Source organism: Pelomonas lactea, assembly GCF_043555885.1.
In the GTDB taxonomy this organism is placed as follows: Bacteria; Pseudomonadota; Gammaproteobacteria; order Burkholderiales; family Burkholderiaceae_C; genus Pelomonas; species Pelomonas lactea.
This window is the reverse complement of the sequence record NZ_JBIGHX010000002.1, coordinates 485,668-505,409: the sequence shown is the minus strand read 5'-3', so window position 1 is coordinate 505,409 and position 19,742 is coordinate 485,668. Positions and strand designations below refer to the sequence as shown.

Genomic DNA, 19,742 nt, shown 5'->3' with positions numbered 1-19,742 from the left:
GCCGCGCCATGTGGATGACCCGCGTTTCCATCCAGAACCCGGTCTTCGCGACCATGGTGATGGTGGCCTTGTGCGTGCTGGGCCTGTTCGCCTACGCCCGCCTGGGCGTCGAGCAGATGCCCGACATCTCCTTCCCAGGCGCGTCGGTGGACGTGCGCTACCCCGGCGCCTCGCCCGAGGCGGTCGAGCGTGAGCTCGCCAAGCCGCTGGAAGAAGCCCTGAACACGATTGCCGGCGTGGAACGTATCCAGTCGCGCAGCTTCGAGGGCCGCGTGCAGGCCAGCGTCGAGTTCTCGCTGAACGCCGACATGGGCCGCGCGATGCAGGACCTGCGCGACCGCGTGGCCGCCGCGCAGGCCCGCTTCCCGCGGGACGCCAAGCCGCCCACGGTGCAGCGCTTCGAGAACGACAACTCGCAGCCGGTCGTCGTCATGGCGCTGCTGAGCCCGACGCGGGGCTCGCGCGAGCTGTCGATGATGGCCGACCTCATCGTCTCCAAGCGGCTGGGCCGGGTGGAAGGCGTGGCCAAGGTGGACGTGGGCGGCATGACGACGCGCGAAGTGCGCATCGACCTGGACCCCATGCGGCTGCGCGCCTACGGCGTGACGCCGGCCGAGATCGCCAAGGCGCTGGCCGATGCCAATGCCGACCAGCCGGTGGGCCTGCTGTCCGACCAGACCTCCGACGCCATCCTGCGCGTGGAAGGCCGCGTGAAGGACCCCAAGGCCTTCGGCAACATGGTGGTGGCCCGCCGCGGTAGCCTGGCGCTGACGCTGAACGACCTCGGCACGCTGGTGGAGCGCGAGCGTGAGCAGGACAGCATCGCCCGCATCAACGGCCAGCCGGCCGTCAGCTTCAATATCTTCAAGCAGCAGGACGCCAACATCGTCCGCACCGGCGAGGCCGTGAAGGAGGCGATGGAAGAGCTGCGCCGCACGCTGCCCAAGGACGTGGAGCTGCGCATGATCTATGCCGCCAGCGACTTCGTGAAGGGCTCGCTGACCGGCCTGCGCCACACGCTGATCGAAGGCGCGCTGCTGACCGTGGCCATCGTGTTCCTGTTCCTGCACAGCTGGCGCTCCACCATCATCACGGGCCTGACGCTGCCCATCGCCGTCATCTCCAGCTTCATCGCCGTGCATGCGTTCGGTTTCACGCTGAACTTCATGACGATGATGGCGCTGAGCCTATGCATCGGCCTGCTCATCGACGACGCCATCGTCGTGCGCGAGAACATCGTGCGCCACGTCGGCATGGGCAAGGACCACCGCACCGCGTCGTTCGACGGCACCAACGAGATCGGCCTGGCCGTCATGGCGACCACCTTCGCCATCTGCGCCGTGTTCGTGCCGGTCGCCTTCATGGGCGGCATCATCGGCAAGTTCTTCTATCCCTTCGGCATCACCGTCGCGGTGGCCGTGCTGGTCAGCCTGTTCGTCAGCTTCACGCTGGACCCGATGCTGTCCTCCGTCTGGCACGACCCGCCGAATGCGCGCATCAAGCATTGGCCCGTCATCGGCCACGCCATCCGCGCGACCGACTGGGGCATGGACCGGCTGCACGACCTCTACGCGCGCCTGATCGACTGGGCCTTCTCCGGCCGCCGCTACCGCGTCTTCGTGCCGCCCATCCCCGCCTACGGCCACCCGTTCGGCGCGGACGGTCGGCGCGACAAGTCCGCCAGGCGTGTGCTGCGCTTCGCGACGCTGACGCCGCGCGGCCTCGTCATGTGGGGCGCCGTCGCCAGCTTCGTCGCGGCGCTGGCGCTGGCGCCGCTGGTCGGCAGCGAGTTCGTGCCTGAGACGGACAACGGCTTCACGCAGGTCAACCTGCGCATGCCGGTGGCCAGCAGCATCGAGCGCGGCAGCGCCAAGGTGGCGCAGATCGAGGAGATCCTCAAGAACTACCCCGAGATCAAGACCGTCTCCACCGTCGTCGGCAGCACCGGCGAAGGCCTGGCCACCGGCCGCAACCAGGCGGCGCTGAACATCACGCTGACCGACCGCAGCGAGCGCAAGCGCACGCAGAAGGAGATCGAGGACGCCATCCGTGGCGACATCGCCAAGATTCCCGGCATCGAGGTCAGCGTCGGCTTCAACCGGCCGATCTGGATCACGCTGCTGGGCAGCGACCCCGAGGTGCTGACGCAGTCCGCCACCGACCTGGTCGAGAAGATCAAGAAGATCCCCGGCGCCGTGGACGTCGACACCACCGTCAAGCCCGGCCTGCCGGCCTTCGCGGTGCGCCTGAAGGACTCCGCCATCCGCGAGCTGGGCCTGACGGCGCCGCAGATCGCTTCCAGCCTGCGTGCCTACGTGAACGGCGAGATCGCGACCTACTGGACGACGCCGGACGGCAACCAGGTCGAAGTGCTGCTGCGCCTGCCGCGCGAACAGCGCGAGCGCATCGAGCAGATGAGCAAGCTGCCCGTCGCGTTCTCCAGCAGCGGCGCGCCCATCACGCTGGACCAGGTGGCCACCATCGAGCCGGTGTTCAACCCCGAGGTCATCCGCCGCGAGAACCTGCAGCGCCGCGAGGCCGTGTTCGCCGGCGTGCAGGGCCGTCCGGGCGGCGACGTCAACGCCGACGTGCAGAAGCTCATCAAGAACACGCAGCTGCCGCCGGGCGTCAGCTTCAAGGTGGACGGCGCCGGCAAGCAGCAGGCCGAGGCCTTCAACGGGCTGCTCGCGGCCATGGCACTGGCGGGCATCTTCATCTACATCGTGCTGGCCAGCCAGTTCGGCAGCTTCCTGCAGCCCATCGCCATCATGGCCAGCCTGCCGCTGGCGCTGATCGGCGTGATGCTGGCACTGCTGCTGTGGCGCTCCACGCTGAACGTGTTCTCGATGATCGGCCTGGTCATGCTGATGGGCCTGGTCACCAAGAACGCCATCCTGCTGGTGGACTTCGCCAACCACGCCCGCAAGGCCGGCGCGACGGTCGCCGAGGCGCTGCGCGAGGCCGGCCTGATCCGCATGCGCCCCATCATCATGACGACGGCGGCGATGGTGTTCGGCATGCTGCCGATGGCCATCGCGCTGAACGACGGCGGCGAGATCCAGGCGCCCATGGGCCGCGCCATCATCGGCGGCGTCATCACGTCGACGCTGCTGACGCTGGTGGTGGTGCCGGTGCTGTACAGCTACCTCGTGCGCGACAGGAAGCCCGCCGCCAAGCCGGCCGCGGAGCAGGGCGGCGGTGCGCTGCCGCTGCACGGCATGCCCGGCGCCATGCCGGCGGACAAGGACTGACAACCGATCTCCCTCGAGCGCGCTCCAGCGCTTCGGGCCGGCCGCGCAAGTGGCCGGCCCTTTTTGCTGGCGCGTGCTCAGGGCTCCAGGTCGAGCTTGCCGTTCAGGTGCTCGGGCGGCGCGACGCTGCGCATCCACTTGACGGACTCCACCCGCCAGCGCGCATCGTCCTGCTTCAACAGCGCATAGACGCCTGGCAGGTGGGCCGAGCCGTAGGTGAGGAAGATCTTGTCGTGCGGGTCGGCCAGCAGCCGCTGCACCAACTGGCGATTGCGGTAGTCGATGGTCACCGCGTCGAACGGATCGCGCGGCCGGGCCTTGGCGCTGCGCGGGCGCAGCAGCAGCGTCAGCATGCCGCGGCAGACGGTGCCGGCAATCGCCTGCTGGCGCTCGTTGCCGCGCCGCTGCCAGGCCACGAAGGCAGCCAGTTGCTGGTTGCCGATGGCGGGCACGCTGCGGCTGGCCTCGCGGTCCTGCATCGCCTCCAGGAACGTCATGTCGGTGGCCAGCAGCCGGTCGAACTCCCGCTGCAGCGCCAGTGACGACACGTCCGCCGCCACATGCCGTTCCGGGTGCAGCTGCTTGTCGATCTCCAGCGGCGCGAAGTAGCTGGCCTGGAACACCAGGCCACAGGTCGACGCCAGCTGTTCGTAGGCGCGGGCCAGGTCGGCGCCGGTGCCGAGGTATTCGCTCAGCCAGGCATCGGCGCGCGGGTCGGGCAGCACGCCCTCGTAGTAGATGACGGCGCCCTCCATCAAGGCCTTGCCCGCGTCGTAGACGACCGAGCGATAGAAGGCGTCGGTGCCCACGTGCATCATGCCCTGGAAGGTCAGCGTGCGGCTGCCGTTGGTCAGCACCACCTGCGGCTGGATGGGCGGCTTCAAGGCAGTGACCAGCCCAAGGTAGTAGATGGGTGCGGCGATCAGCACACCGGCCAGGCCGTACAGGGCCAGCGCGCACTTGGCCCAGGGCCAGACGGCCGCTCGTGCGCGTTGCCGCGCCCACCAGGCGACCGGCAGCGCGAGCACAGCCGCCGAGGCAAGCAGCGCCGGCGGTAGCCAGGGCGCGATGGCCCACAGCACCGGCAGCGCCGCAAGGGCCAGCAGCGCCACGCTGAAAGCGAGCACCGCGCCCAGCTGCACGCGCAGCCGGCCCCGTGCCCACGGAGGCGAGCCCGCCGACGGCGACGCGATCTGGCTCATCGATGGTGAATGCATGGCGCGCATCCTGACACGCTCAGGCGCAGCTCTCCCGCACGCAGCCGCGCAGCCAGCGGTGCGCGGCATCGCCGTCCATGCGCGGATGCCACAGCAGCGATACCGTGAACGGCGCCAGCGGCAGTGGCAGCGCGAACGTGACAAGGCCGTCGCGCAGCGTGCCGGTGTGGCGCTCCGGCACGGTGGCGATTAGGTCCGAACCGCGCACGAGCGCCAGCGCCTGGCCGAAGCCGGTCACCGTGACGGCGGCATCGCGCCGCAGTGCCAGCGCCGTCAGCGCGTCGTCGACCGGTCCGGTCGCCGTGCCGCCGCGTGAGATGGCGATGTGCTGCCCGGCGGCGAAGCGCGCCACCGTCACGCGCCCGCGGCTCAGCGCGTGGCCCTCGCGCACGACGCCGACGAAGCGGTCGCCGAACAAGGCCTGCGCGCGCAGCTCCGGCCCAGTGGTGGCGCCGATGACGCCCGTTTCCAGGTCCACGCTGCCGTCGCGCAGCGGCCCGCTGTCGCGGTCCGTCTTGGGCACGAAGCGCAGCCGCACGGCCGGCGCCTCGCCGGCGACGCGCGCCAGCAGCGCGGCGCCGAAGTTCTCGACAAAGCCCTCGCGCGTGCGCAGCGTGAACTCGCGCTCCAGCGTGTCCAGCCGCAATGCCGCCGCCGGCCTGAGCGCTGCCTGAGCCTCCTGCACCAGGGGGGCGATGCGCTCGCGCAGTTCCAGCGCCCGCGGCGAGGCCACCAAGCCGCGGCCGGCGCGCACCAGCAGCGGGTCGCCCGTCGCTTCACGCAGCCGCGCGAGGGACCGGCTCATCGCCGACGGGCTGAGTCGCAGCCGCCGCGCGGCTCCGGCCACGCTGCCCTCGGCAAGCAGCGCGTCCAGGGTCAGCAGCAGATTGAGGTCGGGGTTTGACATGGCGTCTCGTGCAGGTATGAAGTGCAGATGATGCGGCTTCCGCCATGGCCGACCAATGCCTATGGTTGAGGCATGAACACCACGCCTCTCGCCTCTCCGGCCGCGACACCGGCCGCCACACCCGTTACCGGCGTGCTCGCCAGCCTCGCCCTCGCCACGCTGCTGCCATCGCTGGCCATCAGCAGCGCCAACGTCGCGTTGCCCACGCTGGCGGCGGCCTTCGACGCCAAGCTCGGCCAGGTGCAATGGGTCGTGCTGGCCTATCTGCTGGCCACGACGACGCTCATCGTCGGCGCTGGCCGGCTGGGCGACCTGATGGGCAAGCGCCGGCTGCTGCTGGCCGGTGTCGCGCTGTTCACCGCGGCGTCCGCGCTGTGCGCCGTGGCGCCCACGCTGCCGCTGCTGCTCGCTGGCCGCGCGCTGCAGGGCGTGGGCGCCGCCGCCATGCTGGCGCTGACGATGGCTCTGGTCGGCGCTGCACTGCCCAAGGAGCGCACCGGTCGCGCGATGGGGTTGCTGGGCACGATGTCGGCGATCGGCACGGCGCTGGGCCCATCGCTGGGCGGTGTGCTGATCGCGAGCTTCGGCTGGCCAGCCCTGTTTGCGGTGAACCTGCCGCTGGGCCTGCTCACGTTTGCCGTGGCCTGGCGTTGCCTGCCGGCGGATAGCGGCGCGGGCAGGGCCGCTGGCTTTGACCTGCCCGGTACGCTGTGGCTGGCGCTGACGCTGGCCGCCTATTCGTTGGCGATGACGCGCCATGCAGCACTGTTCGCCGTGGCCGCCGCGGGGTTGTGGATGTTCCTGCGCACCGAAGGCCGCGCCGCGGCGCCGCTGGTTCGGCTGGAGCGCCTGCGCGAGCCTGCGCTCGCTGCCGGCCTGGCGATGAATGCGCTGGTGTCGGCCGTCATGATGGCCACGCTGGTCGTCGGCCCGTTCCACCTGGGTGGTGCCCTGGGCATCGGCACTGCGGCGGTGGGCGCACTGATGTCCATCGGCCCGCTCGTCTCTGCCGTCAGCGGCGTGCCGGCCGGGCGGCTGGTGGACCGCTTCGGCGCAGGTCGCATGACGCAACTGGGCCTGGCCGCGATGGCGGTGGGTTGCGCGCTCATCGTCGTGCTGCCCGCGTCGCTTGGCGCTGCGGCCTACGTCGGGCCGCTGGTCATCGTCACGCCCGGCTACGCGCTGTTCCAGGCTGCCAACAACACGGCCGTGATGGCCGACGTGGCGGCAACGCAGCGCGGCGTCGTCAGCGCGTTGCTGACGCTGTCGCGCAACCTGGGCCTCATCACGGGCGCCTCGGCCATGGCGACCGTTTTCGTGGCCGGTGGCCTCGGGGTGAGCTTTGCCATCGCGGCAGGTCTGGTTGTTTTCGCACTGGGGCTTGCCAGGCGCGCGAAATGACAAGCACAATCGCGCCCGCTCCGGGGTGCCGGGGCCTGCCGCAAGGCAGGCCTTGACGCTGAGACGGTCGACGACGACCGAACCCGTGAACTTGAACCGGCTAGTACCGGCGTAAGGAGAGCGCGCGCCATGCGGCGTGCCGACGACCACCCTGGCGGTGGAGCGTCCGGCGCGCCCACAGGCGGCCTTGGAGCAGCGAACCCATCAGCTCCAGGAGACCGCCGTGAACGCCCCCGACAAACACCTCACCCTCGATGAACGCGTGTCGCTGACGCGCGAGCCCTTCCCGGCGTCGAGCAAGGTCTACGTGACCGGCAGCCGGCCCGACGTGGCCGTGCCCATGCGCGAGATCGCGCTGACCAACGGCGAGCGCGTCGTCGTGCACGACACCTCGGGCCCCTACACCGACTCCAAGGCCGCCATCGACGTGCGCCGCGGGCTGCCGCCCCTGCGTTCGAGCTGGATCGCCGACCGGGCGGACACCGAGGCCTACGCGGGCCGTACCCGTGTCGCGCTGGACGACGGCGGCAAGCACGAGGACAACGAGCGCATCGCCGCGCTGCGTGCCGAGGCCGCCGCGTTGCAGCGCCCGCCTCGCCGCGCCCAGGCCGGCGCCAATGTCTCGCAGATGCACTATGCGCGCCGCGGCATCGTCACGCCGGAGATGGAGTTCGTCGCGCTGCGCGAGAACGGCAGGCGCGAATGGATGCGCGACTACCTGGGTGACGCCGAGCGCGAGCAGCGCCTGCGCGGCAACGCGATGGGCGCGCGCATCCCCGATGTCATCACGCCCGAGTTCGTGCGCGATGAGATCGCGCGCGGCCGCGCCGTCATCCCCGCCAACATCAATCACACGGAGCTGGAGCCGACCATCATCGGCCGCAACTTCCTGGTGAAGGTCAACGCCAACATCGGCAACTCGGCCGTCACGTCCAGCATCGAGGAAGAGGTCGAGAAGCTGGTGTGGAGCATCCGCTGGGGCGCCGACACGGTGATGGACCTCTCCACCGGCCGCAACATCCACACGACGCGCGACTGGATCGTTCGCAACTCGCCCGTGCCCATCGGCACCGTCCCGATCTATCAGGCGCTGGAGAAGGTGGGTGGCGTCGCCGAGGACCTGACCTGGGCCATCTTCCGCGACACGCTGATCGAGCAGGCGGAGCAGGGCGTCGACTACTTCACCATCCACGCCGGCCTGCGGCTGCCGTTCATCCACCTCACCACGAAGCGCCGCACCGGCATCGTGTCGCGCGGCGGCTCCATCCTGGCCAAGTGGTGCATCACGCATCACCGCGAGAACTTCCTGTACACGCACTTCGAAGAGATCTGCGAAATCATGAAGGCCTACGACGTGACCTTCTCGCTGGGCGACGGCCTGCGCCCCGGCAGCGGCGCCGACGCCAACGACGAAGCCCAGTTCGCCGAACTGAAGACGCTGGGCGAGCTGACGCAGGTGGCCTGGAAGCACGATGTGCAGACCATGATCGAAGGCCCCGGCCACGTGCCCATGCACCTCATCCAGGCCAACATGGACGAGCAGCTGAAGCACTGCCACGAGGCGCCGTTCTACACGCTGGGGCCGCTCACCATCGACATCGCCCCGGGCTACGACCACATCGCCAGCGCCATCGGTGCGGCCATGATCGGCTGGATGGGCACGGCCATGCTGTGCTACGTGACGCCCAAGGAGCACCTGGGCCTGCCCGACCGCGACGACGTGAAGCAGGGCCTCATTGCCTACAAGATCGCCGCGCATGCGGCCGACATCGCCAAGGGCCACCCCGGCGCCCGCGCGCGCGACGACGCGATGAGCAAGGCGCGCTTCGAGTTCCGCTGGATGGACCAGTTCGCCCTCGGCCTGGACCCCGACACGGCGCGCGACTATCACGACGAGACGCTGCCCAAGGACTCGTCCAAGGAGGCGCACTTCTGCTCGATGTGCGGGCCGAAGTTCTGCTCGATGAAGATCACGCAGGACGTGCGTGAGTACGCCAGCCGCAACGGCCTGGAGGCGGCCGAGGTCGTCGCCGTGGGCATGGCGCGCAAGTCGGCCGAGTTCAAGGCGGCCGGCGGCGAGCTCTACATTCCCATCCAGCCGCAAGCCTGATGAACATCGCCATTGCAGGCGCCGGCGTCATGGGCCGGCTGCTGGCCTGGCAGCTCGCGCGGGCGGGGCACCGCGTGCGCGTGGTGGACCCGGCCACGGCGCCGGAGCAGCCCGGCGCGGCCGGCTTCACGGCCGCCGGCATGCTGAGCCCGCTGGCCGAGCGCGAGCATGCCGATGCCGAGGTCGCCGAGCTGGGATGGCGCTCGCTGGCGCTGTGGCCGGCCATCGCCGAGGCGCTGGGTCAGCCGGGCCTGGTGCGCACGCACGGCAGCCTGCTGCTGGCCCATGGCAGCGACCTGGGCGCCGCGCAGCGCGTGCTGGCCCGCATGCCCGACGGCCCGCAGCCGCTGGCCCGCGCCGCGCTGCAAGCGCTGGAGCCGTACCTCGCGCCCGACCTCAAGGCCTGGCTGCTGCCCGGCGAAGGCCAGCTGCTGCCGCGCGAGCTGATGGCCGCGCTGGGCCGGCCGGCCGGCGGCATCGACTGGCTGTGGGGGCGCCTCGCCACCGCGGTGCAGCCGCACGAGCTGCGGCTGGACGACGGCCGCCGGCTCGTGGCCGACCTCGTCATCGACACGCGCGGCCTCGGCGCCCGGCACGACCTGCCGGGCCTGCGCGGCGTGCGCGGCGAGATGCTGTGGCTGCATGCGCCCGGCGTGGTGCTGCAGCGGCCCGTGCGGCTGATGCACCCGCGCCACCGCGTCTACCTCGTGCCGCGGCCGGGTGACGTCATCGTGGTCGGCGCGTCGGAGGTGGAAAGCGAGGACCGCTCGCCGGTCAGCCTGCGCAGCGCCGTCGAGCTGATGGCCGCCGCGCACAGCGTGCTGCCGGGGCTGGCCGAGGCGCGCATCGTCCACATGGACACCAACCTGCGCCCGGCGTTGCCGGACCACAAGCCGCGTGTCGACCACGAGCCGGGCCTGCTGCGCATCAACGGGCTTTTCCGCCACGGCTGGCTGCTGGCGCCGGCGCTCGCGGAACAAGCGCTCCAACATGTCTGAATTCACGCTGAACCACCAAGCCCAACCCTGGCGTGAGGGCTTGAGCGTCGCCGCGCTGCTGGCCGAACAGGGCCGGGCCGCCGATGCCGTCGCCACGGCGCTGAACGGCGCCTTCGTGCCGCGCGGCCGGCGCGACGCCACGCTGATCCAGCCCGGCGACGAGCTGACCTTGATCCAACCCATCACCGGGGGCTGACCTCATGAGCTTCACCCTGTACGGCCGCTCGCTGGCGAGCCGCTTCCTGCTCGGCACCGCCGGCTATCCGTCGCCCGAGATCCTGCGCCTGGCCGTGCAGGCCAGCGGCGCGCAGGTGCTGACCGTGGGCCTCAAGCGCACGCTGGCCGCGGCGGGCGACAACGGCTTTGTCGCCGCGATCCGGGAGACGCTGAAGTCGACGGGCGGGCACCTGCTGCCCAACACCGCGGGCTGCCGCACGGCCACCGAGGCCATCATCCTGGCGCAGATGGCCCGCGAGCTGTACGACACGCCGTGGATCAAGCTGGAGGTCGTCGGCGACGAGCACACGCTGCAGCCCGACCCGTGGGAGCTGGTGGCCGCGGCCGAGCAGTTGGTGAAGGACGGCTTCCAGGTGTTCCCGTACTGCACCGACGACCTCGTCACCTGCCGCCGCCTGCTGGACGTGGGCTGCGAGGTGCTGATGCCCTGGGGGGCGCCCATAGGCTCGGGCCAGGGGCTGCTGAACCCGTTCGCGCTGCGCGTGCTGCGCGAGCGCCTGCCGGGCGTGCCGCTGATCGTGGACGCCGGCATCGGCGCGCCGTCGCATGCGGCGCAGGCAATGGAGCTGGGCTTGGACGGCGTGCTGCTGAACTCGGCGGTGGCACAGGCGGGCGCCCCCGTCCGCATGGCCGCCGCGTTCGGTCAGGCCATCGCGGCGGGGCGGCAGGGCTTCGAGGCCGGCGTGATGGCCAAGCAGGACATGGCCGTGGCGAGCACGCCGGTGGGTGGCAGGCCCTTCCTGATCTCATGACGACACCGATCATCTGGAGCATTGCCGGCCTGGACAGCGGCGGGGGCGCCGGCCTCTCGGCGGACCAGCGCGCAGCCGACGCCATGGGCGTGCACCTGTGCCCGGTGGCGGCAGCGGTGACCGCGCAGAACAGCCGGGCGGTGGAGGCGGTGTTCCCGGTGCCGGCGGAACAGCTGGACGCCCAGTTGGCCGCGCTGGCGCAAGACCTGCCGCCGGTCGTCGTCAAAACCGGGCTGCTGGGCGGCGTGGCGCAGCTGCGCGTCGTGACCCGCTGGGTGGACCGGCTGCGCGAGCGCGGCCCGGTGGCACTGGTGGTGGACCCGGTGCTGCGCGCGTCCACCGGCGCCAGTTTTGCCGGTGACGAGTTGCTGCAGGCCTACCGCGACGAGCTGCTGCCGCGCGCCACCGTCGCCACGCCCAACCGCCGCGAGGCCGACCGGCTGGTGGGGGAGGGCTGCCCGCAGCAGCAGTCGCCCCTGCTGGGTGTGCAGACCGTCTGCATCACCGGCGGCGACGCGGCCGGCCCGCTGGCGCAGGACTGGCTGCACAGTCCGCAGGCGAGCGGCTGGCTGGCGCTGCCATGGCGCGCCGCGCGCAACAACCACGGCACCGGCTGCTGCTTTGCGACGGCGCTGGCCGCCGCGCTGGCCAAGGGCTTCGTGCCGGCGGACGCGGCCGTGCTGGCCAAGATGCTGACGACGGCGGGCCTGCTGCCCGACGCGACACCCGGCGCCGGTGCCGGCCCGGTGCGGCCCGCGCCTGGCTTCATCACCGAGGCGGGCCTGCTACCCGGGTTGTTCGACACGCCGCCCGCGCGCTGGCCGGCCCGACCGGACGGGCCGCCGGCCATCGAAGGCGTCTATGGCATCGCCGACAGCGGCGCGCAGGCCGCCGAGCTGTTCGATGCCGGGCTCACGACCGTGCAGCTGCGCTTGAAGCGCGCCGCGGGCGAGAGCGGCGCCGCCTGGCACACCCGGCTGGCGGCCGAGGTGCAGCCCGCGCGGGATGCCGCACGGCGGCACGGCGCCACCTTCATCGTCAACGACCACTGGCGTGCCGCGCTGGCGTTGGGCGTGGACTTCGTGCACCTGGGGCAGGAAGACCTGCTGGCGCTGGACACCACCGCGCGCGCCGACCTGGCCCAGGCGCGCGCACGCGGCCTGCGGCTGGGCATCAGCTCGCACAGCCTGTGGGAGCTGGCCCGCGCGGTGGCCTGGGCGCCGGACTACGTGGCCTGCGGCCCTGTGTGGCCCACGCTCACCAAGGCCATGCCGTGGCGGCCTCAGGGGCTGGACAACCTGGCCTGGTGGGCCGCCATGTCGCCGGTGCCCGTTGTGGGCATCGGTGGCGTGATGGTGCCGGAACAGATGGTCCGGATCGCCGCGTCGGGTGCCGCGGCCGGCTGTGTCGTGCGCGGGCTCAAGGAACTGCCGGTGCAGGACTGGCTGGACGCGTGGCGCAGCGGGGCGGGCATGCCGGCGACGCCCGATCCGGCCTGGCCGCACCCCTCGCTAGGCGGTGCTTAGGGCCTGGTAGACCAGCAGCGACGCGTGAGCGTCGTTGGCCGCGTACTGCAGCTGCTGCGGCGTCAGTGTTGCGTTGGCCCAGTTGGACGTGGTGGCCTTCTTGGACTTGGCAAACCGCTGGCCCAGCACGACGGCCACGGCAACCTTCAGGCCGACGGCGTCCTTGAAGCCCAGCCGCTTCACCAGCTGCGACACATCGATGGACTTGCCCAGCGTCAGGCCCAGCTTGCGGTGGATCTGCGGCCGGTCGGACGCGAGGCCGAAGCCCACCTTCACCACCTCGTCCGACTCGATCATGGCGCGCAGGAAGTCCGTCACGCCGGGCGTGGCCGTCTGCACGATGTAGGCGTCGGTCAGCGTCGAGAACTGAATCACCTCCGGCCCCGTCTGCGGCTGGCCGGCCACGAACACGGGTTTGCTCTCGGTGTCGAATCCCACGTGCCCGGCGGCGCGCAGCGCCGCTTCGGCCGCTTCGCACTGCGCGGCGCTCTTCAGAAGATGGATGCGGCTGGCCGGCAGTGCCACGTAGGGCGGCATGGCGGCGATCTGCTCGGGGGTGGGGCGTTGGCGGGGCGGGTTGCGCATCGCCGCAGTATGGCCGCGCGTCAGGCGGCGGCCGGCCGCAGCAGCTCCGGCATGCCGTCGGCCGGCACCGGGCGGCAGAAGCCGAAGCCCTGCATCAGGTCGCAGCCCATGGCGACAAGCGTAGCCTCGTCGTCGGGCAGCTCCACGCCCTCGGCCACGACCAGCATGCGCATCGCGTGCGCCACGCGCACCATCGACTCAACCAGCGTGCGCGACTCGGGGTTCGCCGACAGGCCGTGCACGAACAGCCGGTCGATCTTGAGCTTGCGGCAGCGGATGCGCCGCAGATAGGCCAGCGAGCTGTAGCCGGTGCCGAAGTCGTCGATGGCAAGGCCGTAGCCCAGCCCTTGCAGCGTGAAGACGAAGGAGTCGGGCTTGTCGATGTCCTCGAAGTCGGCGCTCTCGGTCAGTTCGAACTCGATGTCCGCGGGCCCCAGCTGCAGCGTCTTGAGCTGCTGCAGGAAGCGCTCGCGGTGCTGGGGCTTGCGGCACTGCTCCCAAGACAGGTTGACGGCCACCAGCGGGCAGCTCAGACCGCTTGCGCGCCAGCTGTCCAGGTCGCGGCGCAGCAGCGCGAGCGTGGCCAGGCCCAGCTCGACGATGAGGCCGGAGCTCTCCGCCACCGGGATGAACTCCGCGGGCGACACCCAGCCGCGCTGCGGATGACGCCAGCGGGCCAGCGCCTCGAAGCCGCGGATGCGGCGCTGTGCGTCGTACTGCGGCTGGTAGGCCAGCGTGAGTTGGTCGTCGGCTTGCAGCGCAGCGCGCAGGTCGCGCTCCAGCGCCAGGCGCAGCCGCAGCGCCTCGCCGATCTGCGGCGTGAAGAGCTGGAAGCTGTCCTTGCCCAGCTGCTTGGCGTGTCGCATGGCCGCGTCGGCGCAGCGCAGGGCTTCGCTGGCATCGCGGGCATGCTCGGGCAGCGAGACGGCGCCCATACTGGCATGCAACGGCAGCCAGTGGCCGTCGCGCAGCAGCGGCTGCGTCAGCGCGCCCAGCAACTGGGCGGCGTGGGCGCGCAGAGCGTCGCCCTCCAGTCGCGGCACCAACAGCATGGCGAACTCGTCGGCCGACAGGCGCGCCACCTGGTCGCCCGGCCGGCACAGCAGCCGCAGCCGCTGGCTCACGGCCTGCAGCACGGCATCACCGGTGGCGTGGCGGTGCTGGTCGTTGATCTGCTTGAAGTCGTCCAGATCCAGGATCAGCAGCGTGGCGCCGGCCTCCTGGTGCAGCACACGCTCCAGCAGCGCGCGCATGTGCTCGCGGTTGGGGAGATCGGTCAGCGCGTCGAACCGCGCGAGGTAGCGGGTGCGACGCTCGACCTCCTTGATCTGCACGCGCAGCCGCTTGGCCAGCACCCAGGCCAGGCCGGCGGTGGCGAGCAGCGTGGCCAGCGTGCCGCCCAGGAACTGCGCCAGGTCCTGCCACATCGGCAGCTGGCTGGCTTCGACCGCCAGCGTGCCGACGCGCCGCCCGTCCGCCGCCACCGGTACCTCGACGTGGGCGCTGCCGGCCAGCTCGTCCAGGCGGGAGCGCTCGGCCGCGGCCCGCGCGTACTGCGTGAAGACGCCGCCGTCCTTGTTCAGCAGCCGGGCGTGCAGGATGGCGGGGTTCTGCCGCAGCGCGGCCAGGCTCTCGCCGGCGTCGTCTCGGCTGTCGAACACCAGGGCGGCCGATACCGTCTGCGCGACGATGCTGGCCTGTGTCTGCAGGTCGCGCGACTGGCGCTCCAGCAGCCGCAGATACTGCATCAGGCTCAGCACCAGCGCGAAGGCGAGCAGCGCCGCCAGCGCGACGGCCAGCTCGCGCAGACGTTCGAAGGCGTCGGCAAGGCTGGGCTTCATGGCGTGGCCGCCTGGTGGCGCACGAAGCGGGCCAGCCGCAGCAGCTTGGTGGAGATGACCAGCCCCGCACGGCGCGCTGCGTCGAGTTCCACGTCGAAGACGATGCGCCCGTCCTCGACCTGCAGGTTGATCATGGCGCCGTGGTCCAGCATGGCGGCGCCGTCGGACACCACCAGCACCGGCGCATCCGCCAGCATCGTACGCAGCGCCGGCTGTGGCGCGGCCAGGTAGAGCAGGTGGCAGCCCGCGGCCGGCTCGGCGCGGCTCAGGCGGCGCACGTCGACGGTGAGCTGCCGGATCGGCCGGCCCGACAGCGTCTGCAGTGCGCTGTCCACTCGGCCGTCGCCCAGCGTGCAGATCTGCAGGCCGCGGCCCGGCGTCTCGCGCTCCGGCGGCCAGGTGACGAACATCAGGACGCGGTAGACGACCTCGGCCTTCAGCGACTCCGGGCTGGCGGACTGGGCCGCGGCGATGGGCGCCGCCAGCCCCAGCGCCAGGGCGCACAGCGTCGCCCGGTGCCACGGCGCCGGCGTGCTGGAAGGCCGCTGAACACCCGTCATCGCATGCTCAGAGCGCAAACCGCCAGTCGAGGCGGAACGAGCGGCCGGGCTGCGGGATGCTGCTCAGCGGCGTGTCAGGCGTGGAAGGGTCCAGGTTCTGGCGGTCCAGCACATTGTTGACGTGCAGCGCCAGGCTCTGGCGCCCGTCAAGCGCGTAGCGCAGGTGCGCGTTGACCACGGCCGTGGCGGGCACCGGCGCGCGGCCCGTGCGCGGCCCCAGCAGCAGCCATTCGGTGCCCAGTTGCCAGCGCTGCCACTCGGGCGTGACGGCATGCCCCTTCAGCATCCACGACGGCGAGTTGCTCAGCCGCTGGCCAGCGTCGTTGCGCGCGCGCATCCACGACGCGCTGGCGCGCCACAGCCAGCCGCCGGGGGAGCGCTGTTCGACACCCAGATCCACCCCCGTGAGGCTCACGCGGCCGACGTTGCGGTACTGCACCGCGGCGTCCGGCGTGTCGCTGAGCGGCACCTGCTCGATGAGGCGGCGCATGCGCGTGTGGTAGGCATTGGCGCTCAGGGCCAGGCCACTGGCCAGCAGGTATTCCCAGGCCGCCTCGGCAGACGTCAGCCGCTCCGGCTTGAGCGCCGTGTTCGCGAGCTGCGAGACGCCGCCGTCGTCGTAGAAGCGTTCATACAGGTTGGGTGATCTGAACGACTGCGCCCACATCAGCTTGACGGATTCGCGTTCGTCGGGCCGCAAGGCCAGCACCGCGCGCGGCGAGAAGGCGGTGGCGAAGCCGCGCACATGGTCCACGCGCAGCCCGGTCGTCAGTTGCAGCGTGGACGACAGCCGCCACTGGTCCTGCACATAGGCGGCCACGGCGTCCTGAGTGACGCGTGAGTCCAGGCTCTCGCGGTACGGGGTCTCATCGAAGTTGCGCTGCAGGCCCGTGGGCGAGGTGCGCAGCTCGGCGCCCAGCATGAGCTGGTGGTTGAGCAGGCCGCGCCACAGGATGCGGCCCTCCAGCGTGGTCCATTGCGCGCGCGCCACGTCGCGGTTGATGCGGTCGGGCGCCTGCTCGAACAGGTAGCGGCCGCGGAACTCGTAGCCGGCCACGCTGACGCGCAACGTCCGGCGCATGTCGTCCTGCCAGCCGGGGTCGAAGCTGATCTCGCCCAGCGCGAGGCTGTCGCTGTAGGTCGTGCCGGGCACGCCGGCCAGCGTGCCGTAGGGCGCCGTGGCCACGTCCTTCTCGCGGCGGACGGCGTTCAGCGACAGCCGCCACGGGCCATGGCGCAGCTTGGCCAGCAGCGCGGCCTGGCGCTCGCCGTCCAGCCCGCGTACCCAGCCGTCGGGCGTGCCGAGTTCGGGCAGGTGCAGGTTCTCGCCGGCGCTGCGCTGCAGGTTCAAGCCGATGAAGAGGTCGCGCTCCTCCGCCGCGCTGGCGCCGTAGTGCACCTCCACGCGACGCTGCCCCTGATCGCCCAGGCTGCCCAGCAGGCGCAGGCCAGGCGCGTCCGCGCCGTTCAGCGTGACGACGTTGACGACGCCCAGCAGCGCGTTGCTGCCATAGACCGACGAACCCGGCCCGTGCACCAGCTCCACGCGCTTGACCCACTCGGCCATGATGGGCAGTTCCAGCTGCGGCAGGCCCTGGTCGTACAGCGCGTCGTTGGCGCGCTGGCCATCGATGGCCATCAGCACGCGCGAGCTGTAGTCGCCCGGGCGGTTGAAGCCGCGCAGGCCCAGCGCGCTGTACGAACGCGAGTTGCTCAGGTAGACGCCCGGCAGCCGGGACAGCAGGTCGCCCACGGTCTGATGCCCCAGCGCGGCGGCTTCCTCGCGCTCCAGCACGCTGACGGAAGCCGGCGCGTCCATCAGGCTCTGCGCGTAGCGGGACGGTCCTTGCACCTCGCGCTTGAGCAGCGCTTCCAGCGCCTGGTCGGCAGTGTCGGCAGCCGGGCTGGCATGGGCAGGCCAGGCGTGGGCAATCGCGGCCAGGCAGGCCGTCGCGAGGATGCGGCAGGTCACGGAAGCAGTCGCCGTCAGCAATGATGGGCGAGGAGGGGAACAGGTGGCCAGCTTATTCAGCGCGACCGACGCGGTCACTGTCAGATGTCACGGCCAAACCGGATTTGCACCGTCTGGCCATGTCAGCCGCCCAGCCCCCGCCGCCAGACCCGTTCGGCGGCGTCGAAAACAGCGGCGTCGCCAAACACCGCGGGGTCGCGCGCCAGCGCCAGCCAGCCCAGCGTGTCGTGGTGGCTGCCGGGAATGACGTCCGCCGAGCGCTCCTTCACCAGCCAGGCATGCAGCCGCGCGTACAGCGCCGGGTGACGCTCGCGGGTCCAGGCCAGGCCGACGAGGTCGCCAAACGCTTCCTCGCAGCGCGCGGCCCGCATGTCCTGCCAGGCCTGCCGCAGGTCGGCGGCCAGGCTGTCGGGCGCCTGGGCGGCGCTGAACCCGGCCGGCAGGCGAAACCAGGCGCCATCCAGGTAGCGGCGGCAGTGGCCCATCTCGTGCGCGGCCATCAGCTCCAGCGCGGCATCCAGCAGCGCGGGCGGCAGCGTGTCGAGCTGTCGCTGGCCGTCGGGGTTGCCGCGCATCGACAGCACCAGCTTGCAGCGGCCGTCAACGAAGCCCAGCGCCAGCGGCGCGGCGCCGGGTGCCGCCTGTGGCTGCACGACGACGTCCAGCGGCAGCGCCAGCGCCTGCCGGGCATGGGTGACCACCGGCGCCATGCCCTGCAGCCAGCGGGCCTCCAGCGGGGTGAGGTCGGCGGCCTGAACGCCCGCCGATAGCGCGGCGCAGCACAGGGTGAGCGGGGTGACGAGTCGGCGCAGCACGGGGGACTTCCTTTGCGCCATCTTGCGGGCGGCGGCGCGGCGACGTCCGTGAACTATGGATTCGAACCGAGGGCGGGCACGTAACGGCGCGCCATTCCGTCACGCTCCGCGGGCCGAATCAATCGCGTGAGCGATGTGGTGCGGTGCCCATGCGTGCGGGTGGCGCTGACTACGATGAACCGATGCACATCTCCCCACGCTCCCTGAAGACGCTCAGCCGCCTGGCCCTGGCCGCGGCCCTCGCCGTGGCGCCGCTGGCAACGCCTGCCGCCGCGCCGGCCGAACCCGGCGGCTGGGTGGACGCCACCACCGGCCGGCGCCTCGTGCGTGTGGATGACACCCCCGGCAATTACGCCCTCTACTTCAACTACAACCCGTTCACGCCGCAGGGCGACCTGATGATCTACCTCACCCCCGAGGGCATCCGCGTCGCCGACACCCGCACCTGGCAGACGCGGCTGGTGCTGAAGGCCGGCGTGGACCGGCTGCTGTTTGCCGGCCCGAAGACGCGCAGCGCCTACTACACGACGCGCGACGCGGCGGTGGAGGAGGGCGGGCCGTCGACCGTGTGGTCGGTGGACCTGGACACGGGCAAGACGCGCCGCATCGCTGACCTGCCCGGCGGCCGCGTGATGGCCATCAACGCCGACGAGACGCTGCTGGCCGGCGTGTGGGAGACGGCGCCGGCGCCGCCGCACATCGCCGCGCAGGGCAAGCGCGACCCGGTGACCGGATCGCCCCACTACGCGGGTACGGGGCCGGACGGCAAGCCGCTGTCGTTCGCCGCCGCCAAGGGCAAGTGGATGGCCGAGCGGCTGGCCGCGCGCGTGCCGATGGAGATGTACAGCGTGGCCATCGCCACCGGCGAGCGCAAGACCATCCACCGCGCGACCGACTGGCTGAACCACCTGAAGTTCTCGCCCAGCGATCCGCAGCTGCTGATGTTCTGCCACGAGGGGCCTTGGCACGAGGTGGACCGCATCTGGACCATCCGTACCGACGGCTCGCAGCTGACCAAGGTGCACACCCGCACGATGGCGGGCGAGATCGCCGGCCATGAGTTCTGGGGGCGCGACGGCCAGACCGTCTGGTACGACCTGCAGACCCCACGCGGCGGCGTGACCTGGCTGACCGGCCGCAACCTCGTCACCGGCGAGCAATGGCGTTATGAGGTGGCGCGTGACCAGGCGTCCTACCACTTCATGCAGTCGCCCGACGGCCAGATGTTCTCGGGCGACGGCGGTAACGCCGGCAAGTGGATCAGCCTGCTCAAGCCCGTGCTGCGCGAGAAGCCGGTGCCCGGCCTCATCACGCCGGGCAGGCTGGAGAGCATCCGCGTGGCGGACCTGGCCCGGCACGACTACACGCTGGAACCGAACCAGCACTTCACACCCGACGGCAAGTGGCTGGTCTACCGCGCAAACATTGAAGGCAAGCCTGTCATCTATGCCGTAGAGCTGCCGCCGCGCTGAGCGCGGCGGGCCTCAGTTAAGTACTCGGGCCGAGCGCCGGGCCGCCCCAAGCCGGCCCGCCAGGGCGATGTGCGTGCGGCTCAACGCCGCACGCATCG

The 19,742-nt window shown here is 71.5% G+C and carries 15 protein-coding genes and 1 riboswitch; of the genes, 8 read left to right on the top strand and 7 right to left on the bottom strand.

The genetic code is table 11. The features are described 5' to 3' along the window. Nucleotides 1–8: 8 nt before the first annotated feature. On the top strand, nucleotides 9–3,251 hold the full coding sequence (locus tag ACG04Q_RS06530; RefSeq protein ID WP_394510096.1) for an efflux RND transporter permease subunit: 3,243 nt from the start codon (nucleotides 9–11) through the stop codon (nucleotides 3,249–3,251). Nucleotides 3,252–3,328: 77 nt separating this feature from the next. On the opposite strand, the gene ACG04Q_RS06525 is transcribed toward ACG04Q_RS06530, so the two are convergent. Together ACG04Q_RS06525 and ACG04Q_RS06520 are read right to left on the bottom strand one after the other, a co-directional pair. Then, nucleotides 3,329–4,468 (bottom strand): hypothetical protein, encoded by a 1,140-nt coding sequence (locus tag ACG04Q_RS06525; protein WP_394510095.1) that lies wholly within the window; start codon nucleotides 4,466–4,468, stop codon nucleotides 3,329–3,331. Nucleotides 4,469–4,487: 19 nt separating this feature from the next. Next, nucleotides 4,488–5,375: a LysR family transcriptional regulator gene (locus ACG04Q_RS06520; protein WP_394510093.1), complete on the bottom strand. Its 888-nt coding sequence runs from the start codon at nucleotides 5,373–5,375 to the stop codon at nucleotides 4,488–4,490. Nucleotides 5,376–5,447: 72 nt separating this feature from the next. On the opposite strand from ACG04Q_RS06520, the gene ACG04Q_RS06515 reads away from it, so the two are divergent. The 6 genes from ACG04Q_RS06515 to ACG04Q_RS06490 all read left to right on the top strand — a co-directional run bounded on the left by ACG04Q_RS06515 (nucleotide 5,448) and on the right by ACG04Q_RS06490 (nucleotide 12,399). Beyond that, nucleotides 5,448–6,776 (top strand): MFS transporter, encoded by a 1,329-nt coding sequence (locus ACG04Q_RS06515; RefSeq protein ID WP_394510092.1) that lies wholly within the window; start codon nucleotides 5,448–5,450, stop codon nucleotides 6,774–6,776. Between the two features lie 11 nt (nucleotides 6,777–6,787). Then, nucleotides 6,788–6,911, top strand: a riboswitch (TPP riboswitch). Between the two features lie 88 nt (nucleotides 6,912–6,999). After that, nucleotides 7,000–8,886: a phosphomethylpyrimidine synthase ThiC gene (gene thiC / locus ACG04Q_RS06510; RefSeq protein ID WP_394510091.1), complete on the top strand. Its 1,887-nt coding sequence runs from the start codon at nucleotides 7,000–7,002 to the stop codon at nucleotides 8,884–8,886. Continuing rightward, complete coding sequence (locus ACG04Q_RS06505) at nucleotides 8,886–9,884, top strand: FAD-dependent oxidoreductase (RefSeq protein ID WP_394510090.1); 999 nt, start codon at nucleotides 8,886–8,888, stop codon at nucleotides 9,882–9,884. Before thiC ends, ACG04Q_RS06505 begins: the two co-directional genes overlap by 1 nt. Next, nucleotides 9,877–10,080, top strand: coding sequence for a sulfur carrier protein ThiS (gene thiS, locus ACG04Q_RS06500; protein WP_394510089.1), 204 nt, complete (start codon nucleotides 9,877–9,879; stop codon nucleotides 10,078–10,080). Before ACG04Q_RS06505 ends, thiS begins: the two co-directional genes overlap by 8 nt. A gap of 4 nt (nucleotides 10,081–10,084) precedes the next feature. Continuing rightward, nucleotides 10,085–10,873 carry a thiazole synthase gene (locus ACG04Q_RS06495; RefSeq protein ID WP_394510088.1) on the top strand — a complete coding sequence of 263 codons (789 nt, stop codon included), beginning with the start codon at nucleotides 10,085–10,087 and terminating at the stop codon, nucleotides 10,871–10,873. Next, entirely contained in the window at nucleotides 10,870–12,399 is a 1,530-nt protein-coding gene (locus ACG04Q_RS06490) for a bifunctional hydroxymethylpyrimidine kinase/phosphomethylpyrimidine kinase (protein ID WP_394510087.1), read from the top strand. The genes ACG04Q_RS06495 and ACG04Q_RS06490 overlap by 4 nt, the downstream gene beginning before the upstream one ends. On the opposite strand, the gene ACG04Q_RS06485 is transcribed toward ACG04Q_RS06490, so the two are convergent. The 5 genes from ACG04Q_RS06485 to ACG04Q_RS06465 all read right to left on the bottom strand — a co-directional run bounded on the left by ACG04Q_RS06485 (nucleotide 12,385) and on the right by ACG04Q_RS06465 (nucleotide 18,172). Next, nucleotides 12,385–12,984, bottom strand: coding sequence for a 3'-5' exonuclease (locus ACG04Q_RS06485; RefSeq protein ID WP_394510085.1), 600 nt, complete (start codon nucleotides 12,982–12,984; stop codon nucleotides 12,385–12,387). The two genes, ACG04Q_RS06490 and ACG04Q_RS06485, sit on opposite strands and share 15 nt — an antisense overlap. 20 nt (nucleotides 12,985–13,004) lie before the next feature. Further along, the gene (locus ACG04Q_RS06480; RefSeq protein ID WP_394510083.1) at nucleotides 13,005–14,825 is read right to left on the bottom strand and encodes a putative bifunctional diguanylate cyclase/phosphodiesterase; all 1,821 of its coding nucleotides are present in this window, start codon (nucleotides 14,823–14,825) and stop codon (nucleotides 13,005–13,007) included. After that, on the bottom strand, nucleotides 14,822–15,385 hold the full coding sequence (locus ACG04Q_RS06475; protein WP_394510081.1) for a YfiR family protein: 564 nt from the start codon (nucleotides 15,383–15,385) through the stop codon (nucleotides 14,822–14,824). Before ACG04Q_RS06475 ends, ACG04Q_RS06480 begins: the two co-directional genes overlap by 4 nt. A 7-nt stretch (nucleotides 15,386–15,392) precedes the next feature. Continuing rightward, on the bottom strand, nucleotides 15,393–17,357 hold the full coding sequence (locus ACG04Q_RS06470) for a TonB-dependent receptor plug domain-containing protein (protein WP_394510080.1): 1,965 nt from the start codon (nucleotides 17,355–17,357) through the stop codon (nucleotides 15,393–15,395). 122 nt (nucleotides 17,358–17,479) lie between these two features. Then, nucleotides 17,480–18,172 (bottom strand): hypothetical protein, encoded by a 693-nt coding sequence (locus ACG04Q_RS06465; RefSeq protein WP_394510079.1) that lies wholly within the window; start codon nucleotides 18,170–18,172, stop codon nucleotides 17,480–17,482. Between the two features lie 182 nt (nucleotides 18,173–18,354). Between ACG04Q_RS06465 and ACG04Q_RS06460 the strand changes: the two genes are divergently transcribed. Then, nucleotides 18,355–19,644 (top strand): oligogalacturonate lyase family protein, encoded by a 1,290-nt coding sequence (locus tag ACG04Q_RS06460; RefSeq protein WP_394510077.1) that lies wholly within the window; start codon nucleotides 18,355–18,357, stop codon nucleotides 19,642–19,644. Nucleotides 19,645–19,742: the final 98 nt, after the last annotated feature.

Coding starts and splice junctions, on each gene's coding strand:
- ACG04Q_RS06530 (WP_394510096.1), top strand. CDS start 9: ATGTGGATGACCCGCGTTTCCATCCAGAACCCGGTCTTCGCGACCATG.
- ACG04Q_RS06525 (WP_394510095.1), bottom strand. CDS start 4,468: ATGCATTCACCATCGATGAGCCAGATCGCGTCGCCGTCGGCGGGCTCG.
- ACG04Q_RS06520 (WP_394510093.1), bottom strand. CDS start 5,375: ATGTCAAACCCCGACCTCAATCTGCTGCTGACCCTGGACGCGCTGCTT.
- ACG04Q_RS06515 (WP_394510092.1), top strand. CDS start 5,448: ATGAACACCACGCCTCTCGCCTCTCCGGCCGCGACACCGGCCGCCACA.
- ACG04Q_RS06505 (WP_394510090.1), top strand. CDS start 8,886: ATGAACATCGCCATTGCAGGCGCCGGCGTCATGGGCCGGCTGCTGGCC.
- thiS (WP_394510089.1), top strand. CDS start 9,877: ATGTCTGAATTCACGCTGAACCACCAAGCCCAACCCTGGCGTGAGGGC.
- ACG04Q_RS06495 (WP_394510088.1), top strand. CDS start 10,085: ATGAGCTTCACCCTGTACGGCCGCTCGCTGGCGAGCCGCTTCCTGCTC.
- ACG04Q_RS06490 (WP_394510087.1), top strand. CDS start 10,870: ATGACGACACCGATCATCTGGAGCATTGCCGGCCTGGACAGCGGCGGG.
- ACG04Q_RS06485 (WP_394510085.1), bottom strand. CDS start 12,984: ATGCGCAACCCGCCCCGCCAACGCCCCACCCCCGAGCAGATCGCCGCC.
- ACG04Q_RS06480 (WP_394510083.1), bottom strand. CDS start 14,825: ATGAAGCCCAGCCTTGCCGACGCCTTCGAACGTCTGCGCGAGCTGGCC.
- ACG04Q_RS06475 (WP_394510081.1), bottom strand. CDS start 15,385: ATGACGGGTGTTCAGCGGCCTTCCAGCACGCCGGCGCCGTGGCACCGG.
- ACG04Q_RS06460 (WP_394510077.1), top strand. CDS start 18,355: ATGCACATCTCCCCACGCTCCCTGAAGACGCTCAGCCGCCTGGCCCTG.